Genomic DNA, 17,007 nt, shown 5'->3' with positions numbered 1-17,007 from the left:
GCTAGAGCCACACGGTGGTCACGAGCACGGCGCAACCCGCGGTGGCGGTGGCCGCCATGATGATGCCGAGCCGGCTTCCAAGCTTACGGTCCTTGCGGCCGACGTTGGGGTTGGCGTCGTTGGCCGATCGCAGTTCTTCCCAGGTCGAGGCGCTGCCGGCCTGGCGGCTGCGCGACTCGGCCGTGGCGCGGGTGCGGCTGCGGGCCTTGCGCACCAGCCGCAGCGCCGGGTAGGCCAGGATGGCGCCCGCCAGGAACAGCGCCAGGGCGCCGACCGCGCCGGCGGTATAGGCGGGGTCGCCGGGCGCCGCCAGCAGGATGGCCGCGGCCAGCAGGCCGATGAAGTTCAGGCCGGCCAGCGCCTTGAGCGCCTGCACGCCCCAGACGCCGGTGGCTTCTTCCGAGAAGTCGCCGACGGATTGCCAATAGGCGGCGTCCTTGGACGCGGCCTGGAAAAAGAATTCGAGATCGCGCTGCAAGGCCTCGCCGTATCGGTCGGCGGGCGGGGTGTCGCGGTGCCATTGGATGGCGAAGTTGCGGCTGCGATCGGCATCCGCGTGGTGCCTGGCCGCCCAGGCGTGCGCCAGGCGGAGAGCGGCGTCGATCGTCAGTTCACCCAGGTGCGCGTCAACAGCGTCTTTCATCGTTGTCATCCCCATATATGGGACATTCTACCGGGCCTGAGGAGGACGGCAGGGGGCGTCGCATCAAGCCGCCGATGAAGTAATGAGCCTGTGCGCGGCGGCATCCGCGCTTTCCCTAGTATGCGGTGGAATTTTTATACGATTATCATATTTTCAACGCCGTCGCCCCGCGACCGGCGCACACAGCCGAGGCAACGCGGGCTGGCACTATGAACGTTTTCGGATGGAAACTTCTTTATGCCTACTTCAGCTTCTCGTTCACTGTTGAAAAGGGATTCGGTCGCGCCCGTCGCATCGGAACCCAATCTGACCGACCGCGTTACCGAAATGCTGCTGGAAGAGATTACCAGCGGCGACTACCAGATCGGCGAAGTGCTGCCGCCGGAGCAGATCATCGCCACCCGCATGGGCGTTTCCCGCACCGTGCTGCGTGAAGCGGTTTCGCGCCTGAAGGGCGACGGCATCGTGCAAAGCAAGCAGGGCCGCGGGCTGACCGTGATGCAGACGGCGCGGCCCTCGGTGCTGCGGATGCAGGCCGCCGATATCGGTGACGCCGAACAGGTGCTGCGCATCGTCGAATTGCGCCGCGGCTTCGAGATCGAGGCTGCGCAGCTTGCCGCGCAACGGCGCAGCGAGGAAGACCTGGCCGCCATGCGCCGGGCCCTGCACATGATGGCCGATGCGATCGCCACCGGCGACGTAGCGGCCGGCGTGGACGCCGATATGGAGTTTCACCGCTGCGTGGCGCGTGCGACCCGCAATGAACACTACCTGAATTTCTTCGATTTCCTGGCGGTGCTGCTCAAGAAGAACCTGCGCGTCTCGCGCTCGCGCTCGGCCAAGGTGGCCGGGCGTGGGGCGCAGGCGCAAAAGGAACACGAGGCCTTGTTCGCCGCCATCGAAAAAGGCGATGTGGAGCTGGCGCGGCGGCAGGCGCGCAGCCATGTCGACAACACGGAAGCGCGACTGCGCACGGCGGCGGCCACGGCGGAAAAGCCGTAGCCCTCCGCCAGCGGGCAATCTTCAAGGGGAAGTGGCGATGGGGCAGAAAACGATAGACGAACTGGTGCGCGCCGATGAAGGACTGATCAGCCGCTCCATCTTTGTCGACGACGAGATATTCCAGCGGGAACTGCGGCAGGTTTTCGCGCGGGCCTGGCTGTTCGTGGGCCACGAGAGCCTGGTGCCGAATCCGGACGATTATTTCGTCTCGCGGATGGGCACCGAATCGGTGATCCTGACGCGCGACCGGCAGGGCCAGATCCAGGTCATGCTCAACAGCTGTGCGCACCGCGGCATGAAGCTGTGCCGCTACGACCACGGCAATAACCGGACCTTCACCTGTCCGTATCACGGCTGGAGCTTTTCCACCGACGGCAAGCTGGTGGAGCGGCCCGGCGAACTGGTCGGCGTGCCGGGGCACGCCACGCACTACAAGGGCGAGCTGGACAAGAAGCAGTGGGGCCTGAAGACGGTGGCGCAGGTGGTCAACTACAAGGGCGCCGTATGGGCGACCTGGGACCCGGACGCGCCGCCGTTCCTGGACTACCTGGGCAATATGCGGCTGTACCTGGACGCGGCGCTGGATCATCGCGACGGCAGCCCGGGCGGCTCCGAGGTCATCGGCGGCGTGCAGAAATGGCGGGTCAAGTGCAACTGGAAATTCGCGCCCGAGAATTTCATCGGCGATCTCTACCACGATATCAGCCATCGCTCCGTGGACATCGTCGGCATCGGGCCTGGCGGCGGCAGGGGCCGGCGCGATCCCTCGGTGACGCGGTCGGCGATCTGTTTTCCGGAACTCGGGCACGGGCTGCTGGGCCGGCTGCCATTCTACGAGGAAGGGCCTTACGCGCCGCAATATGCGCGCTATCCGGAAGTGGAGGCCTATTACCGCGAAGTGCATGAACGCCGCGTGCGCACGCTGGGCTCGGCGATGCGCGTGCAGACCAGCGTGGGCACGATTTTTCCGAACATGTCGTTCCACGGCCGCCAGCCGCGCACCCTGGCGGTGTTCCATCCGATCAGTCCCACCGAAATGGAAATGTGGCGCATGTACCTGGTGGACAAGGATGCGCCCGAAGCGGTCAAGGAGGCCGCCCGCCATTACTTCCTGCGCTATTCCGGCCCCGGCGGCATGACCGAGTCGGACGATATGGAGAACTGGACCGGCGCCACCGAGGCCAGCATGGGCGCCATGTCGCGCGAACTCTATTTCAACTACCAGATGGGCGTGGGCCACGCCGAGCCCGTGCCGGAGATTCCCGGGTGCGCGGTCAACGGCGAGTACACCGAGGAAAACGCGCGCATCTATTACCGCCGCTGGGCGCAATTCATGAACGGCTGGTCCTGGGACCAGCTGATGGCGGGCGCCGCGCGCGCCAAGGAGCAGGCGGCATGAACGCGCTCACCGACAAGACGCCCGAGGCGGCGCTGGATTGCAGCATCGACGATATGCAGATCTGGTGGCAGGTGCAGCGCTTCATGCACCATGAGGCCGATCTGCTCGACCACCGCGAGTTCGACGCCTGGCTGGAGCTGCTGGACGAGGACATCGCTTACCGCATGCCGCTGACGCGCAATGTGCGCCGCGACGCCCTGGCGCAGGAGTATTCGGGCGCGCGCGACGCCGCCTGGTTCGACGAGGGCATCGATACGCTGCGCCAGCGGGTCGCCCAGATCAGGACCGGCATTCATTGGGCCGAGGAGCCGGCCTCGCGCGTCTCGCACCTGGTGACCAATATCCGCGTGCTGGGCGTGACGCAGGATGCGGAAGGCGGCGAGCGCGTGCGGGTGCGCTCGCGCTTTCTGATCTACCAGAACCGCCTGCAGGCGGAGGTCAGCCTGTTCGTCGGCAAGCGCGAAGACGTGCTGCGCCGGCGCGGCGGTCGCTGGAAGCTGCTCTCGCGCGAGATCCACCTGGACCAGAACGTTCTGTTATCCAAGGCGCTCACGATCTTTTTCTAGCTCCGCTTCGCGGTGCCGGCCCGACTGCCGGCGTTCGATGGTTTTCCTTCCGATCAGGGCCTGTCCGCTGAGGGCGCGGCACGCCCCTACCTGGAGTCGCAGCATGCATAGACGCACTGTATTGAAAGCCTTGGCCGCCGCGGCCGCGATGGGAGCGGCCGGCGCGCCGCGGGCGGGCGCGGCGGCCTTTCCTTCCAGGCCGATTCGCCTGGTCGTGCCGTACCCGCCGGGCGGCGTGACGGATGTGGCCGGACGGCTGGCCGGCGAGATCCTGAGCAGGAAGTTCGGGCAGCCGGTGGTGGTCGAGAACCGTCCCGGCGCCAACGGCATGATAGGCAGCCAGCAGGTGGCGTCGGCGGCGCCCGATGGCTATACGCTGCTGCTCAACGGATTGGGCGGCATGGTCCTGCCGATGGCCACGGTCACGGGGCTGCCGCTGGACACGGCGCGCGCGTTCACGCCGATCGGGCAGATGGCGGAGTTCGTCAATGTGCTGATCGTGCGCGCCGATTCGCCGATCCGCAGCGTCGCCGACCTGCTCGCGGCGGCCCGGGCGCGGGGCGAGGAAGCGCTCAAGTACGGGTCGAACGGCGTGGGAACGTCGGTGCACATGACCACGGCGTTCTTCGCACAGCGCGCGGGCATCGACCTGCTGCACGTGCCGTACAAGGGCAGCGGCGAGATGCTCATCGACGTGGTCAACGGCAACCTGGACTTCAGCTTCAGCAACCTGCCGCCCGTGATGGGCCTGATCCGCAAGGGCTCCATCCGGCCGATCGCGGTCACCAGCGGCTATCGCAGCAAGCAGTTGCCGGACGTGCCCACCATGGCCGAGCAGGGCATGGCGGATTTCGACGTGACTAGTTGGCTGGGCCTGTACGGCCCGGCCGGCATGCCGGCCGACGTGGTGCAGGCGCTGAGCGCCGCCTTGGAGCAGGGCATGGGCCAGGCCGCCTCGCGCGAGACGCTGAGCGCCGCCGGCTTCGAGCCCAAGCCTTCGTCGGCGGCCGCCTTCGCCGAGCTCAATCGCGCGGAGCTGGTCCGCTGGAAGCAGGTCGCGACGCGCGCCAATGTATCCCTGAAGTTCGGAGCCTGAGTCGTATGGAAGATCTTTCCCGCTTGCGCCACGTGCATACGGCCATCGTCGGCGCGGGACACGCCGGCGTCGAATGCGCCTGGGCGCTGCGCGCGGCCGGCATCGAGGGCGACCTGGCGCTGTTCGGCGCCGAAGGGCACGCGCCCTACGAGCGCCCGCCGCTGTCCAAGGCCCTCTTGACCGGCTCGACCAGTGAGGAGCGCATCGCCTTGCGCGCCGGCGAGGCCTACGAAAAGTCGCGCGTGACTTTCGTGGCGGGCGATCCGGTGGAGCGCCTGGACACCGCCGCCCGCGTCCTGCTCACGCGTTCCGGTCGCCGCGTGAGCTACGAGCATTGCGTGCTCGCGACCGGTGCGCGGGCCCGGGACATCGCAGGCGTGGCGGGCGCAGGCGTGCATGCGGTGCGCGGGCTGGACGATGCGCGCCGCCTGCGCGCAGCGTTGCGCCCGGGCAGCCGACTGCTGGTGCTGGGCGCGGGATACCTGGGCCTGGAAGCGGCGTGCTCGGCGCGCAAGCTGGGCGCCGAGGTGGCGGTGCTGGAGCAGGGCGGCCAGGTCATGGGCGGCAAGGTGTCCGAGCCGACCGCGGCGCGCATCGGCGCCATCCACCGCGACGCCGGCATTGCGATACGGCACGGCGTGGCGGTGCAGCGCTGGGAGCGCACGGCGGCGGGCTGGCGCGCACACCTGGTCGACGGGTCCGTGGAGGAAGCGGAGCTGGTGCTGGTGTCCGTCGGCGCGGTCGCGGAGACGGGGGTGGCCGAAGCGTCGGGGCTGGACTGCCTGGACGGCGTGGTGGTGGATGAATGCTGCCGGACCTCCGCGCCCGGCGTATATGCGATAGGGGATTGCGCCAGCGCTTTCCGCAGTGAATTGCAGCGCCATGCGCGCATAGAAAGCGTGCAGAACGCGCTGGCCCAGGCGCGCATCGCCGCCGCCGCCATCGCCGGCAAAAGCGCCCCCGCGCCGCGTCCGCCGACCTTCTGGTCCGAGCAGCACGGGCGCCGGCTGCAGATGGCGGGACTGGTGAACCCGGCGCAGCCCTGCCGCGACGTGCTTTTGCCCACGGCCAAGGGTTGGCTGGTGGAGCGTTATCAGGGAGGCCGGCTGGCGGCGATAGAAGCCGTGGACAGCCCGGTCGAGTTCATCAAGGGCGTGCCGCGCATCGGCACGCTGGAATCAGCCTCGTGAAAAGGTGGTCATATGTCTTCTGCAGTTTTTGAATTGCCGGATGGCGCCGAACTGGTGCTGGACGTTCCCGATGACTGGTCGCTGATGGAGGCCGCCAGGCGCGACGGCCTGGAAGGCATCGTCGCAGAGTGCGGCGGGGGCGCCATCTGCGGCACCTGCCACGTGCAGGTCGATCCGGCCTGGTTCGACCGGCTCGAACCGCCGGGCATGGCCGAGGAGGCGCTGCTGGAGGTGGTGCCCGAGCGCTGCGCGACCAGCCGGCTGTCCTGTCAGGTGATCATGAGGCCCGAGCTGGACGGCATCCGCCTGCGCGTGCCCGCGACGCAGCTCGCGCTGTAGCCCGCCGGGAGCCGCCGCCATGGCCGACAACAAATCCATCAACCTGGTCGATCTGCGGCCCGGCGTGCGCGTGCGCATGGCCGACGGCGCCGTCGCCGAAATCGTGGAGAACCCGCAGGACGGGTTCTGGCTGATCGTCCGCTACCTGAGTCATCCCGGGGATCCCTCCCTGGCCGACGCCGGAGAGCAGCAAGTGTTCGCCACCGACGTCGAATCGATCGAACCCTGAACCCTATGGAGCCGCAATGAGCCAAAAACCGAAAATCATCGTATCCGCGCCGGTGCCCGCCGATCTGCGCGAGCGCGTGGCCGCCGCCTGTGAAATCATCGACGTGCCCGTGGGGCAGAACCCCGCGCAAGCCGTGCCCGAGGCGCAGCGCGCCGAAGTCGCTGGCATGGTCTGCACGGTGCGCACCCGCGTGGACCAGGCGTTGCTCGACGCTTTTCCCGCGCTAGCCGTCAGTTCCAATTTCGCCGTGGGATTCGACAACGTCGATCTGGACGCGGCCAACCGCCGCCAGGTGCTCATCTGCAATACGCCCGGCGTGCTGGACGGCGCGGTCGCGGACGTGACCATCGGCCTGATGCTGTGCCTGGCCCGCAACCTGGTGGCCGGCGACGCGTTCGTGCGCAGCGGCGCCTGGACCAAGGGCGCGTTTCCACTGACCACGGACATACGCGGCAAGACGCTGGGCCTGCTCGGCATGGGCCGTATCGGCAAGGTGGTGGCGCGCACGGCGCAGGCTTTCGACATGAAGGTGATCTATCACAACCGGCGCGAGGATCCGTCGGTGCAAGGCCTGGCCGCCTACGTCGGGCGCGACGAGCTGTTCAAGTCCTCGGACGTGCTGAGCATCCACATCCCGTTGTCGGCCGAGACGCGCCATTCCGTGGGCAAGCGTGAATTCGAGCTGATGAAGCCTACGGCTTATGTCATCAATACGGCGCGCGGCCCGGTGCTGGACGAGGCGGCGCTGGTCCAGGCGCTGCGCAGCGGCACGATCGCCGGCGCCGGCCTGGACGTGATGGAGCAGGAGCCGCTGCCGCCGTCCAGCCCCTTGTGCGAGCTGCCCAACGTGGTGTTGCAGGCGCACGTGGGCAGCGCCACCCACGAGACGCGGCGCGCCATGATCGACCTGGCGGTGGCCAACCTGCTGGACGCGCTGGCCGGGCGCAAGCCGCAGGCCATGGTCAATCCGCAGGTGTGGGAAGCCCGCGGCTGAACTGCGCGGCGCGAAGCGGGACGCCCATCGGGCGTCCCGGCTTTCCAGGGGCTATTTGCCGCCGTAGGCGACCACGATGCCGGCCTTCTGGGCCACTTCGCTCCAGCGCTTGAACTCCGAGGCCGAGAAGGCCTGGAACTGCGCCGCGTCGCGCAGCTTGGGCTCGAACCCCGCGCCGATGATGCGCGACTGGAATTCAGGCGTGGCCAGGCCCGTGACGATGGCGTCCGACAGCTGCGCGATGATGGCCGGATCCACTTTGGCGGGCGCGTACATGCCCAGCCAACTGGTCACGTCGAAGTCCGTCATGCCTTGCTGCTGCATGGTGGGCACGTCGGGCAATTGCCGCGCGCGATAGGCGCTGGTGACGGCCAGGGCCTTCAGGCGCCTGCCTTCCACCATGGCCAGCGTGGGCGGAAGGTTCATGAAACAGATGTCGAGATCGCCGTTGGCCGTGCCCACCAGTGCATCGGCGGCGCCCTTGTAGGGCACATGGTCGAATTTCAATCCGGTGCGCATGGCGAAGAGTTCCGCCGTCATTTGCGACGAGCTGCCGACGCCGTTGCTGCCGTAGAGCGGCTTGCGCTTGCTGGCGCGCAGGTATTCGATGAGTTCCGGCACCGAGTTGGCAGGGTGGTCGGTGCGCACCACCAGCGCATTGACGAATTCCGCGACCTGGGCGATGGGCAACAGGGCGGTGGGAATGTCCAGCGGCAGCCCGCGCAATGTCGCCGGCGGCAGCACATTGTGTCCCAGGCCTCCCGTCGTCAGCGTGTAGCCGTCCGGCCTGGCCGCCGCGGCGGCCTGCATGCCGATCACGCCGCCTGCGCCGGCGCGGTTTTCGATGACCACGCTTTGCCCGTACCTGGCGTAGAGCAGGTCGCCGACCAGCCTTCCGGCCAGGTCGGTCGCGCTTCCGGGGGTGGAAGAGACAATGATCTTGATCGTTCGCGACGGGTAGGGCCCGTCTTGAGACCAGCTTCTGCCTGCCAGGGCCAGGCCGGCCGCGCTACCCATCAGTTTCAACGCACTGCGACGCTTCATGACGACTTCCCCTTGGGTTGGTTTTGCTAGACCACGTGCTGCTCCGGTTTCTGGTTGCGACTTTGTACGATAAACATATTTATGGAAAAGGTACGTGTAGCGTCCGGACGTGGAAATTGCGGCTAACCCTAGGATGCGGAAGCGACTGTTGCGGCTCCAATTTCGCTGAGCGGCCTGTTGGCGGCGGCCGTCTCCTTCGGTATGCTTGCGTTCATGCAAACACCCGATTTCGCGCCGCTGTCCGGCGCTTCCTGCCGACGAGTCACTCGACGCCTGCGTTGAGTGGCTGGTCGCATCCGGACGCTGAGTCTTCAGCGTCTTTCCCCGAAAGCCACGATATTCCTCGTGGCTTTTTCGTTCTTGTTCCGCTGTTTCCGCTATCGAGGCGTATCGCAAGGCTTTCGTTTCCCTCTTTTCCCTTATGGAAGGAACGAAGCATGAACTATCCAGACCTCGCCATCCGGCCTTACCACGCGCGCGACGAGGCCGCCGTCATCCAGCTGTGGCGCGACTGCGGGCTGACGCGTCCGTGGAACGATCCGCGCAAGGACATCGCCCGCAAGCTGACGGTGCAGCCGGAGCTGTTTCTGGTGGGCGAGGCCGATGGCGCGATCGTCGCGGCGCTGATGGGCGGCTATGACGGGCACCGCGCATGGATCAATTACCTGGCGGTGTCGCCGGCGCACCAGCGCCGCGGCCATGCGACGGCGCTGATGCGCGCGGTGGAGCGCAAGCTGCTGGAGATGGGCTGTCCGAAGATCAATCTGCTGATACGGTCGGGCAATCTGGCGGTGCAGGGTTTCTATGAAACCCTGGGGTTCCGTCAGGACGAGGTCATCAGCATGGGCAAGCGCCTGATCCCGGACCTTTGAGGTCCGCGACCCGGCGCGGGCCGGGTCATGCCGCCACGGTCAGGTACACGGCTTCGCGGCCGACGATGGGCATGCGCGTGGGCATGAAGATGGTGCAGGCGTCGCATGGCGAGCGGATTTCCTCGGCGCCGTTGACGGCGATCAGCTCGCCCTTGTCGAAGGTCTCGAAGCCGATGACCGGCCGCGTGAAGCGGAAGTCCGGCGACTTGACCATGTGGACTTCGAGCAGCCGATAGCGCCGCGGCGCCGGCGGCGGCGCCGCGTCGGCGGGCGCGTCGATCAGGCCCAGGTGGGCCAGGAAGCGCAGCGAGACCTCGGTGGCCAGCGTGGCGGCGGACTGGGCGAAGTGCTGGCCGCATTCCACCACCACCGAGCCGCCGCTGTCGGAGTCCAGCTCGCCGTGGCGGCCATAGCTCATGACGCCGGTGCCAGGGAATATGCCGGGCGGCATGACCAGATGGATTTCGGGCGCGCCGACGGCGCTGGCCAGCGCGGTGTTGCGCGGCATTTCGGTGTAGACCCAGAAGGGCTGGACCGGGGCGCGCGTGGAATGGATGTCGAGCACGTAGTCGGCGGCGTCCAGCACGGGCCGCAGTTCGCGCGCGCGGCGCAGTTCGGGGCTGTCCTCGGCGCCGTCGAGCATGTCGGCCGACCAGATGCGGTTGAGGTTGTGCACCAGCTGGCGGTTTTCGTAGGGCTGCTCGATATCGAAGGCTTCGTAGGCTTCGACGTGGGCGAAGCTGACCGTGAGCGTGCCGATCTTGGGCCGCACGCCGCTGTCGAGCAGGTGGGTGGCGGCCACCATGCCGCAGATTTCGTTGCCATGGGTGATGGCGTTGATCAGCGCGTGCGGGCCGGGGCGGCCCGATTCGAAACGGTGGACGTAAGGGATGCCGACATTACCGTCGCGGTAGGCGGAGAGATCGCGCGGCAGGACTTCCAGCGGCGCGGTGTCGGGTTCGAAAGCGGGATGGTTCATGGGGGCTCTTGTGGCTGCGGGTTTCGGCGTATTTTGCAGTACGCACTGCAGAAGTGAAATACAAGATGCACTGCACACTCGAACAGACGCGGTTTCGGCGGGTTTTCCGGCGCATGCAAGATGCGTTCGCACTAGGTCTTCTAGTGCTTCATAACCCCTTGAAAACATTGCTTTTCAAGCCGATTTATTTTTGGCATATTGCGCCCCGGTAAAGACACTTTCGGAGGATGGCATGGGCGCGTGGCCACAGCGTCATATCGATGGCTTTCAGGTGGAATGCCAGGTCGTCAGATTGGGCGACGGCGTGCTGGCGATCGAGGTGGCGGTGAGCCGGGCCGAAGGCGAGGATGCGCCGCGGCGCTGGTCGCTGCCGCGTTTCGTGACCTTCGCCGACGCCGGGCTCGCGCGGCGTCACGCCGAGCTGGTGCTGTCGGGCATCGTGTCGGTGGACGAGGCCACCGGCGAGCCGCGCTACGGAATTTTGTAGCGGCGCGTGTCGCCGGACGTTGGAGTCGGGCAGGTTTTGTTGCGTTTGGCACAATCATGTGCCTTGCGCTGGCCGATTTGCCCGGTACATTGATAGAACAGGTGACAACAACAAGGAGAGTTCCATGCTTGATACTTTTCCTGTCCTGCGCCGCGCCAGCGTGGCCGTGGCGATCGGCGCGGCCGGACTGCTGTTTGCCGGTTGCACGACCACCAGCCCCAAGTCCTCGGCCTCGGCGACCGAGCAGCGCCAGTCGCTCAATAGCGCGGCCGATGCGACGCTGGGCAAGCTTTATCAGGCGTCGCCCCAGTCCAAGGATCTGGTCGCGCGCGCCAAAGGCGTGCTGATCTTTCCCGACGTGTTGAGCGGCAGCTTCATCGTCGGCGCCGAACACGGCAAGGGCGTGCTGCGGGTCGGCGGCGCGCCGGCCGGCTACTACAGCACGACGGCGGGCTCCATCGGCTTCCAGGCGGGCGCGCAGTCCAAGGCCATGGTGCTGCTGTTCATGACCGACGAGGCGCTCAACAAATTCCGTAACAGCAGCGGCTGGACCGTGGGGGCCGACGCCACCGTGGCCGTCGTCAACATCGGCGCCAACGGACGCATCGACACCAATACGGCGCAGCAGCCCATCGTCGGTTTCGTGATGAACAATGGCGGGCTGATGGCGGGCGTGTCGCTGGCCGGCACCAAGATCTCGAAGCTGAATCTTTGAACGCAGCGCCGGCAATGCAGAACGCCGCGGAGGTTTTCCGCGGCGTTCTTTTTTGGGCGTCGGTTCAGCCGTTCAACGTATCTCCAGTGCCGCGCACGGCGTTTTCGCGCTGCATTTCGGCGGCTTCTATGCCGGGGTCCAGGCCGCGCCAGCGCTTGATCCGCCCGCGGTCCTGGGCGGGTTCCCAGCCCAGCAGGCCGTAGCGCGTGATTTCGGTTTCTCCGGTGTCGAATTCGACTTCGTAGTAGCCCTGACGATCGGGTAGCGTGCCGCCGGGGAACCAGTCGGTTTCAGGCATGGTCTGCTCCTTGCTAGACGATGGGAGGGTTGCGCGCGCCGGACGGCCCGCGCGGCGTTTTTTTTGGACCATTTTGGTCTGGGGCCGGCGATCCCGCAAGCATCGCGGGCGCCGTCTGTTTCAAGACAGCGGCACGGCGGTGGTGTAGAGCACCTGTTTGAGCGCGAAGCTGGAGCGGATGCTGGCCACGCCGGGAATGCGGGTGATGTGTTCGACGATGAGCCGTTCGAGCGCGTCGACGTCGGGCACCAGCGCGCGGATCAGGTAGTCGGCGTCGCCCGACATCAGGTAGCACTCCATGATTTCCGGCAGCACGGCGATTTCGCGTTCGAATACGTCCAGCGCGGCCTTGCGCTGCTTGTCCAGCGAGATCTGGATGAAGACGTTGACCTTCAAGCCCAGCTTGCGCGCGTTCAGCAGCGTGACGCGGCGGTCGATCAGGCCTTCGGCTTCGAGCCGCCGGACCCGGGCCAGGCAGGGCGAGGCCGACAGGTTGACGCGGGCCGCCAGCTCGACGTTGGTCAGGCGCGCGTCGCGCTGCAGTTCGTTCAGGATACGGATGTCAGTGGCATCCAGGTTGATTTCCAGCATAAGTGGCTCAGGTAAAGTCGATAAACGATTCGAATATGCTGAGTATGCCGCGTACTGGAGTGAATGTAGACGAATTGTCCTGGGGTTTTCCCTGGCACCGTTGCTTTATCCGCCCGTCCGGCCGAATCCCGGACGGAACGCTCTAGAATGGCGTGCGCCGGGAGGGCCCGGCTTGCATGCGGACGTACGCGGGATATGGATTCCTTATATGTGGTGGTCGCGGCCGGCGCCATGACCGCCGGTTTCGTGCAGGGGCTTTCCGGTTTCGGATTCGGCATGGTGGCCATGTCGTTCTGGGCGTGGACGGTGGACCCCAAGCTGGCCGCGGCGATGGCGGTGTTCGGCGCGCTGACCGGGCAGCTGCTGGCCGCCTTCACCGTCAGGCGCGGGTTCGCGCTGGGCCGGCTGCTGCCGTTCATCGCAGGCGGACTCGTCGGCATTCCGCTGGGCGTCGGGCTGCTGCCGCACCTGGACCCGCTGCTGTTCAAGGCGCTCATCGGCGGGCTGCTGGCGATCTGGTGTCCGATCATGCTGTTCGCCGCAAGGCTGCCGCGCATCGCCGTGGGCGGCAGGCTGGCCGACGCGGCGGTGGGCGCGGTGGGCGGCATCATGGGCGGCATCGGCGGCTTTACCGGCGTGATCCCGACGCTTTGGTGCACCTTGCGCGGTTTCGATCGCGACGTGCAGCGCGCGGTGATCCAGAACTTCAATCTGTCCATGCTGATCGTGACGATGGCGAGCTATGTGTTCACCGGCCTGGTCACGCGCGAGATGCTGCCGCTGTTCGCCGTGATCGTGCCGGCCATGCTGGTGCCCACGCTGTGGGGCACGCGGGTCTACGTGGGCATCAGCGACCTGGCGTTTCGCCGCGTCGTGCTGGGCCTGCTGACCGTCTCGGGCCTGGCCTTGCTGGCCTCGTCGCTGCCCGGACTGCTGGCCTAGTGTGCTGTCCCGTAGATACGTCCGCACGAAATTCCCCCCTTGACGCCAGGGCGTCGTTGCAAATCCTCGCGATACCTACGGGTATCGCTGCGGTTTGCGCCTAGCCCTGACGCCAAGAGGAGAAATTTCGTCATGCGGACGCATCTACGGGACAGCACACTGCGGCGTGCTATCGTTAGCGGTTCTATAGAGGTTCACGCATGGCATTGCATCGTTTCGAGAAAGGCGAACTGGGTCATTGGTTGCGCGTCGTCGCCGATAACGGCGAACCGGGCGCCGAGCAGACCGAGGTGCCGGAACACGTCGCGAAGGCGCTGGAAACGCTGCGTTGCATCCAGGCCGGCGCCGACGGCCAATGGCGCATCACCGACAAGGGCAGGCTGGCCCTGCGCATGGAAGAGCCGGGCGCCATTCATCTCAGATAGCCCGCGCAAACTCGCACCACACACATTGCGGCCGTGATCCGGCGCGTTCCGCAGGTTTTGCGGCGCGCCCGACGCGTTTTGTTGCGTCCTGATCGTTTGGTGACCTCCGTTGCCGCACATTTTGCGAACATTTGCGCAGTATTTCGCGGATTCGCGAGCATTGGCGACAGATGCGGGAATTTACCAAGCAAAAATGCTCGATTTGGTCGCTTTTTGGCGTATCGCTGGGGCCCCGGCGCCAGTAAGATGAACTTGCGTGACGTTTACGGGTCTATTCATTAGCGCGGGACTCGCTGCTCCCGCCAACGTCACGCGTGGTTCACGCGTTTAGGTAACCGACTGGGAGGTAGCACATGCAGCATCGTGACCAGGAAGTACTGATCGACGTTTCCACGGCGGCCATGGATACCGGCGGATATGGCGTTTTGCTGACGGTAACGGCCGAGGGCGGCACCGAAGTCGATGCCGCGTTTTCCCATCTGGGTAATTGCGCTTCGCTGGATGAAGCGCGTAACCGCGCGGAGATATTCGCGCAGAATTGGGTAGAGGAAAATATCTTCCGATAGGGCTTTACGCCCTGGACGGAGTTGATCGGTAGCACCGGTCTGTGCGTGCATGAGGCTGCGGAGATTGCTCAACGGTTTGCGGCGAAAATTTCGGTTATCGTTGCTGCTCCAAAAACTGGAGCCCCGACCGGGCAGGCGCCGTTCCAAGATGACTGCCGCACAGACCGATTCCAATCTCGCGGCGCACGTGCGCGCACTGCGCGAGCATTTCGATTCCATCATCCTGCCCATGTGGATGGGGCGGGGTTTCAATACCGCATTGGGCCTGCCGTACGAATCGCTGGATTCGGCTGGCGGCGCCGCGTTGCCGGCGACGCGTTATCGGGCCATGGCCTGCGCGCGCCAGCTTTATGTTTTCTCGGAGGCGCCGGGCGAGGCGGCCGGCCGGCACGCCGATATTCTGTTCGAGTCGCTGCGCCGCGTATTCCGCGACGAGGAGCATGGCGGCTGGCGTTATAGCGTGGACGCGCAGGCGCGCCCGCTCGACGCCACGCAGGATCTCTATACCCACGCGTTCATCGTGCTGGCTTGTGCGGCGTATTTCCGCCGCAGCCGCAACGGCGAGGCGCGCAAGCTCATGCTGGCCACGGCCGCGACCATCGAGGCGCGCTTCAAGACCGCCGATTCGCTCTATCACGCCGCGCTGAGCCCGGACCTGGGCCAGCCGCTGCGCGCGCCGGCGCAGAATCCCATGATGCATCTGACCGAGGCCTATCTGGCGGCCGCGCAGGTCGCGGAGCCGGCGCGGTTCGCCCAGCATCTGCGCAGCCTGGCGCAGGGCATCAGCCATCGCTTCGTGCACGCGCCGTCGCAGTGCATCTCGGAGGAGCGGCAGGGCACGGCCGGCAACCGGCTGGAGCCGGGGCACCAGTTCGAGTGGCTGTCGCTGGTGCATGGCTCGGCGGCGGTGTTCGAAGGCCTGGACCTGGCCGAATCGCTGCCGCGCGCGGTGCAATGGGCGCGCCGCCGCGGCGTGGACCAGGCGGGCGTGGTGGCGGCGCTGGACGAATCCGGCGCGGTCATCGACGACACGCGCCGGATCTGGGCGCAGACCGAATACCTGCGGGTGCTGGCGGTGCAGGGCGATCTGCCGGCGCTGGCCGCGGGCCTGGAGGTTTTCCGCAAGCGGTTTCTGCATGCCGGCGGCTGGTATGAATGCCTGAATGCGGACGGAGTTGTTACACGTTCGGACATGCCTTCGACGTCGCCCTATCACCTGGCGACCTGCCTGGCGGCGATGCCCGGCGTTGTTTAATTGTGGCGTTAACAATTTTTTGTGGCGATAGGGCCCGATTTAATAGAAAAGCATTGGTGAAATCCCTTACAATTTGGAAACACTGTTTGTGGGGAAGCATCAATGAGCGTTATGTGCTTGGCTTGCCAACGCATTAACCCGGGCCTTGCTGGCGTTGCGCCGCATGCTCAACTCGGACACCAGGGATTTACCAACCCGACGCAGAAAGGCCGCGAGGAAAGCCGCGAGGATCACTTCCGTTGCCTGAACTGCGGCGCCAAATGGCTGCGTGAAACCGATAAGTGGGGCGTGGACCTGGGATTCAAGCTCGCGCCTTGAGCGTTGCGCCGCGCGGTTGAGCCGGGCTCCGTAAGGAGCCCGTTTTGTTTTCTTTTGAAGCATTTTCCGGCCCTGCCGCGAAATGAAGTGTTTCGCGTGCCTGGGCCTTCAGGCGGCGTTGCCGGCGGCCAGCACGTCGGGGTCGCGGCCGGCGGTCTCCAGCAGCCATTGCCGGAAACAGGCCAGCGCGTAGTGGTCGCGGCGCTGGGCCGGCGCGCACAGATGGTAGCCGCGGGCGATGCGTATCGGCAATTCGGGGAAGGGCGCCGCCACCGTTCCGGCAAGCAGGTCGTCGCGCACCAGGCAGCGCTGCAGCACGGCGATGCCCATGTCGGCCATCACCGCCCGCACCAGGATGGACACCTGGTCGAAACCATTGGACAGCTTGACCGAGCCGCGCGGCACGCCGGCGGCGGCGAACCATTGCGCCCAGTTTTCGACGCCGTTGGTGTGATACAGCAGGGCTTCGCCGAGCAGGCCGGCGGGCGTGCTCCACAGCCCTTGCGCGCGGCGCGCGGCCAGCCGGGCGGGGTGGCAGATCACGACCATTTCGCGGCCGATGACGTAGTCGGCCTGCCAGCCGGGCCATTGCTCGGGCGTGCCGGAAAGAATGCTGGCGTCGGGCGTGGCGCCCGAAAAATCCTCGTTGCGCCGGTAGGCCGCGAAGCCGAGCTGGATTTCGGGGTGGCGCTGGTGGAAATCGGGCAGGCGCGGCACCAGCCAGGCGCTGGCCAGCGTGGGCACGGACGACAGGGTCAGGCGCAGGCGGCGGTCGTCGGCGCGCAGTTCGGCGCTGAGCGCCTCGATCGCCTGCAGGGGCGCATGCGCGCCGTCATAGAGCCGGCGGCCGGTTTCGGTGAGGGTCAGGCCGTGGGCGTTGCGGTGCATCAGGGGCTGGCCGAAATGCGCCTCCAGGCGGGCGATGGCGCGGCTGACCGCGCCCTGGGTGACGCACAAGGTTTCGGCCGCCTGCGTGAAGCTGCCCAGGCGCGCGGCCGTCATGAACGCATGCAGTTCGGACATGGAGGGCGACTGCAAGCGCATCTAGCATGACCAT

22 protein-coding genes are annotated in these 17,007 nt (G+C 66.4%); 16 read left to right on the top strand and 6 right to left on the bottom strand.

The genetic code is table 11. From position 1 onward, the window contains the following. Nucleotide 1: 1 nt before the first annotated feature. Nucleotides 2-643 (bottom strand): hypothetical protein, encoded by a 642-nt coding sequence (locus tag AC1IQ6_RS17460; protein ID WP_485865032.1) that lies wholly within the window; start codon nucleotides 641-643, stop codon nucleotides 2-4. Nucleotides 644-970: 327 nt separating this feature from the next. Between AC1IQ6_RS17460 and AC1IQ6_RS17455 the strand changes: the two genes are divergently transcribed. The 8 genes from AC1IQ6_RS17455 to AC1IQ6_RS17420 all read left to right on the top strand — a co-directional run bounded on the left by AC1IQ6_RS17455 (nucleotide 971) and on the right by AC1IQ6_RS17420 (nucleotide 7,458). Beyond that, nucleotides 971-1,645 carry a FadR/GntR family transcriptional regulator gene (locus AC1IQ6_RS17455; RefSeq protein WP_485865031.1) on the top strand — a complete coding sequence of 225 codons (675 nt, stop codon included), beginning with the start codon at nucleotides 971-973 and terminating at the stop codon, nucleotides 1,643-1,645. A 37-nt stretch (nucleotides 1,646-1,682) separates the two neighbouring features. Next, nucleotides 1,683-3,044 carry an aromatic ring-hydroxylating oxygenase subunit alpha gene (locus tag AC1IQ6_RS17450; RefSeq protein WP_111825485.1) on the top strand — a complete coding sequence of 454 codons (1,362 nt, stop codon included), beginning with the start codon at nucleotides 1,683-1,685 and terminating at the stop codon, nucleotides 3,042-3,044. Then, nucleotides 3,041-3,610, top strand: a complete 570-nt coding sequence (locus AC1IQ6_RS17445; RefSeq protein ID WP_485865030.1) for a 3-phenylpropionate/cinnamic acid dioxygenase subunit beta — start codon at nucleotides 3,041-3,043, stop codon at nucleotides 3,608-3,610. Before AC1IQ6_RS17450 ends, AC1IQ6_RS17445 begins: the two co-directional genes overlap by 4 nt. A 103-nt stretch (nucleotides 3,611-3,713) precedes the next feature. Beyond that, entirely contained in the window at nucleotides 3,714-4,706 is a 993-nt protein-coding gene (locus tag AC1IQ6_RS17440) for a Bug family tripartite tricarboxylate transporter substrate binding protein (protein WP_485865029.1), read from the top strand. 5 nt (nucleotides 4,707-4,711) lie between these two features. Next, nucleotides 4,712-5,896 (top strand): NAD(P)/FAD-dependent oxidoreductase, encoded by a 1,185-nt coding sequence (locus tag AC1IQ6_RS17435; RefSeq protein ID WP_485865028.1) that lies wholly within the window; start codon nucleotides 4,712-4,714, stop codon nucleotides 5,894-5,896. Between the two features lie 12 nt (nucleotides 5,897-5,908). Beyond that, nucleotides 5,909-6,235 carry a 2Fe-2S iron-sulfur cluster-binding protein gene (locus AC1IQ6_RS17430; protein ID WP_102771626.1) on the top strand — a complete coding sequence of 109 codons (327 nt, stop codon included), beginning with the start codon at nucleotides 5,909-5,911 and terminating at the stop codon, nucleotides 6,233-6,235. A gap of 19 nt (nucleotides 6,236-6,254) precedes the next feature. Continuing rightward, nucleotides 6,255-6,464 carry a hypothetical protein gene (locus AC1IQ6_RS17425; RefSeq protein ID WP_102771625.1) on the top strand — a complete coding sequence of 70 codons (210 nt, stop codon included), beginning with the start codon at nucleotides 6,255-6,257 and terminating at the stop codon, nucleotides 6,462-6,464. A 16-nt stretch (nucleotides 6,465-6,480) separates the two neighbouring features. Beyond that, nucleotides 6,481-7,458 carry a 2-hydroxyacid dehydrogenase gene (locus tag AC1IQ6_RS17420; RefSeq protein WP_102771624.1) on the top strand — a complete coding sequence of 326 codons (978 nt, stop codon included), beginning with the start codon at nucleotides 6,481-6,483 and terminating at the stop codon, nucleotides 7,456-7,458. Between the two features lie 51 nt (nucleotides 7,459-7,509). Here the strand turns inward: AC1IQ6_RS17420 and AC1IQ6_RS17415 are convergent, their stop codons facing one another. After that, nucleotides 7,510-8,502, bottom strand: coding sequence for a Bug family tripartite tricarboxylate transporter substrate binding protein (locus AC1IQ6_RS17415; RefSeq protein WP_246842404.1), 993 nt, complete (start codon nucleotides 8,500-8,502; stop codon nucleotides 7,510-7,512). A gap of 437 nt (nucleotides 8,503-8,939) precedes the next feature. Here AC1IQ6_RS17415 and AC1IQ6_RS17410 point away from each other — a divergent pair, with 437 nt between their 5' ends. Then, nucleotides 8,940-9,374, top strand: coding sequence for a GNAT family acetyltransferase (locus AC1IQ6_RS17410; protein WP_102771622.1), 435 nt, complete (start codon nucleotides 8,940-8,942; stop codon nucleotides 9,372-9,374). Between the two features lie 25 nt (nucleotides 9,375-9,399). Here the strand turns inward: AC1IQ6_RS17410 and AC1IQ6_RS17405 are convergent, their stop codons facing one another. Then, nucleotides 9,400-10,353: a M14 family metallopeptidase gene (locus AC1IQ6_RS17405; RefSeq protein ID WP_485865027.1), complete on the bottom strand. Its 954-nt coding sequence runs from the start codon at nucleotides 10,351-10,353 to the stop codon at nucleotides 9,400-9,402. A gap of 271 nt (nucleotides 10,354-10,624) precedes the next feature. Between AC1IQ6_RS17405 and AC1IQ6_RS17400 the strand changes: the two genes are divergently transcribed. Then, nucleotides 10,625-10,840, top strand: a complete 216-nt coding sequence (locus AC1IQ6_RS17400; RefSeq protein WP_246842403.1) for a hypothetical protein — start codon at nucleotides 10,625-10,627, stop codon at nucleotides 10,838-10,840. 124 nt (nucleotides 10,841-10,964) lie between these two features. Next, nucleotides 10,965-11,555 (top strand): BPSL1445 family SYLF domain-containing lipoprotein, encoded by a 591-nt coding sequence (locus tag AC1IQ6_RS17395; RefSeq protein ID WP_102771619.1) that lies wholly within the window; start codon nucleotides 10,965-10,967, stop codon nucleotides 11,553-11,555. A gap of 64 nt (nucleotides 11,556-11,619) precedes the next feature. On the opposite strand, the gene AC1IQ6_RS17390 is transcribed toward AC1IQ6_RS17395, so the two are convergent. Beyond that, nucleotides 11,620-11,853, bottom strand: coding sequence for a hypothetical protein (locus AC1IQ6_RS17390; RefSeq protein ID WP_102771618.1), 234 nt, complete (start codon nucleotides 11,851-11,853; stop codon nucleotides 11,620-11,622). 120 nt (nucleotides 11,854-11,973) lie between these two features. Further along, nucleotides 11,974-12,444 (bottom strand): Lrp/AsnC family transcriptional regulator, encoded by a 471-nt coding sequence (locus AC1IQ6_RS17385; protein ID WP_102771617.1) that lies wholly within the window; start codon nucleotides 12,442-12,444, stop codon nucleotides 11,974-11,976. Nucleotides 12,445-12,639: 195 nt separating this feature from the next. Here AC1IQ6_RS17385 and AC1IQ6_RS17380 point away from each other — a divergent pair, with 195 nt between their 5' ends. From AC1IQ6_RS17380 to AC1IQ6_RS17360, 5 genes are all read left to right on the top strand, one after another. Continuing rightward, entirely contained in the window at nucleotides 12,640-13,386 is a 747-nt protein-coding gene (locus tag AC1IQ6_RS17380; protein ID WP_485865026.1) for a sulfite exporter TauE/SafE family protein, read from the top strand. Nucleotides 13,387-13,586: 200 nt separating this feature from the next. Next, a complete protein-coding gene (locus AC1IQ6_RS17375; protein ID WP_102771615.1) occupies nucleotides 13,587-13,811 on the top strand; it encodes a hypothetical protein in 225 nt (74 codons plus the stop codon). 353 nt (nucleotides 13,812-14,164) lie between these two features. After that, nucleotides 14,165-14,377 (top strand): hypothetical protein, encoded by a 213-nt coding sequence (locus tag AC1IQ6_RS17370; protein ID WP_102771614.1) that lies wholly within the window; start codon nucleotides 14,165-14,167, stop codon nucleotides 14,375-14,377. A 148-nt stretch (nucleotides 14,378-14,525) separates the two neighbouring features. Further along, nucleotides 14,526-15,632, top strand: a complete 1,107-nt coding sequence (locus AC1IQ6_RS17365; protein WP_479730076.1) for an AGE family epimerase/isomerase — start codon at nucleotides 14,526-14,528, stop codon at nucleotides 15,630-15,632. A 102-nt stretch (nucleotides 15,633-15,734) separates the two neighbouring features. Further along, entirely contained in the window at nucleotides 15,735-15,950 is a 216-nt protein-coding gene (locus tag AC1IQ6_RS17360) for a hypothetical protein (protein ID WP_102771612.1), read from the top strand. 108 nt (nucleotides 15,951-16,058) lie between these two features. Here the strand turns inward: AC1IQ6_RS17360 and AC1IQ6_RS17355 are convergent, their stop codons facing one another. After that, on the bottom strand, nucleotides 16,059-16,994 hold the full coding sequence (locus tag AC1IQ6_RS17355) for a LysR substrate-binding domain-containing protein (protein WP_111825479.1): 936 nt from the start codon (nucleotides 16,992-16,994) through the stop codon (nucleotides 16,059-16,061). Between the last annotated feature and the right edge of the window lie 13 nt (nucleotides 16,995-17,007).

The organism is Achromobacter sp. MUI-25009338, from assembly GCF_057359325.1.
Note: the sequence above shows the minus strand (reverse complement) of the source record. Positions and strands in the feature narration are given on the sequence as shown.

Coding starts and splice junctions, on each gene's coding strand:
- AC1IQ6_RS17395 (WP_102771619.1), top strand. CDS start 10,965: ATGCTTGATACTTTTCCTGTCCTGCGCCGCGCCAGCGTGGCCGTGGCG.
- AC1IQ6_RS17390 (WP_102771618.1), bottom strand. CDS start 11,853: ATGCCTGAAACCGACTGGTTCCCCGGCGGCACGCTACCCGATCGTCAG.
- AC1IQ6_RS17415 (WP_246842404.1), bottom strand. CDS start 8,502: ATGAAGCGTCGCAGTGCGTTGAAACTGATGGGTAGCGCGGCCGGCCTG.
- AC1IQ6_RS17440 (WP_485865029.1), top strand. CDS start 3,714: ATGCATAGACGCACTGTATTGAAAGCCTTGGCCGCCGCGGCCGCGATG.
- AC1IQ6_RS17450 (WP_111825485.1), top strand. CDS start 1,683: ATGGGGCAGAAAACGATAGACGAACTGGTGCGCGCCGATGAAGGACTG.
- AC1IQ6_RS17425 (WP_102771625.1), top strand. CDS start 6,255: ATGGCCGACAACAAATCCATCAACCTGGTCGATCTGCGGCCCGGCGTG.
- AC1IQ6_RS17430 (WP_102771626.1), top strand. CDS start 5,909: ATGTCTTCTGCAGTTTTTGAATTGCCGGATGGCGCCGAACTGGTGCTG.
- AC1IQ6_RS17410 (WP_102771622.1), top strand. CDS start 8,940: ATGAACTATCCAGACCTCGCCATCCGGCCTTACCACGCGCGCGACGAG.
- AC1IQ6_RS17420 (WP_102771624.1), top strand. CDS start 6,481: ATGAGCCAAAAACCGAAAATCATCGTATCCGCGCCGGTGCCCGCCGAT.
- AC1IQ6_RS17460 (WP_485865032.1), bottom strand. CDS start 643: ATGAAAGACGCTGTTGACGCGCACCTGGGTGAACTGACGATCGACGCC.
- AC1IQ6_RS17365 (WP_479730076.1), top strand. CDS start 14,526: ATGACTGCCGCACAGACCGATTCCAATCTCGCGGCGCACGTGCGCGCA.
- AC1IQ6_RS17445 (WP_485865030.1), top strand. CDS start 3,041: ATGAACGCGCTCACCGACAAGACGCCCGAGGCGGCGCTGGATTGCAGC.
- AC1IQ6_RS17385 (WP_102771617.1), bottom strand. CDS start 12,444: ATGCTGGAAATCAACCTGGATGCCACTGACATCCGTATCCTGAACGAA.
- AC1IQ6_RS17360 (WP_102771612.1), top strand. CDS start 15,735: ATGAGCGTTATGTGCTTGGCTTGCCAACGCATTAACCCGGGCCTTGCT.
- AC1IQ6_RS17370 (WP_102771614.1), top strand. CDS start 14,165: ATGCAGCATCGTGACCAGGAAGTACTGATCGACGTTTCCACGGCGGCC.
- AC1IQ6_RS17455 (WP_485865031.1), top strand. CDS start 971: ATGCTGCTGGAAGAGATTACCAGCGGCGACTACCAGATCGGCGAAGTG.
- AC1IQ6_RS17380 (WP_485865026.1), top strand. CDS start 12,640: ATGGATTCCTTATATGTGGTGGTCGCGGCCGGCGCCATGACCGCCGGT.
- AC1IQ6_RS17405 (WP_485865027.1), bottom strand. CDS start 10,353: ATGAACCATCCCGCTTTCGAACCCGACACCGCGCCGCTGGAAGTCCTG.
- AC1IQ6_RS17435 (WP_485865028.1), top strand. CDS start 4,712: ATGGAAGATCTTTCCCGCTTGCGCCACGTGCATACGGCCATCGTCGGC.
- AC1IQ6_RS17355 (WP_111825479.1), bottom strand. CDS start 16,994: ATGCGCTTGCAGTCGCCCTCCATGTCCGAACTGCATGCGTTCATGACG.
- AC1IQ6_RS17375 (WP_102771615.1), top strand. CDS start 13,587: ATGGCATTGCATCGTTTCGAGAAAGGCGAACTGGGTCATTGGTTGCGC.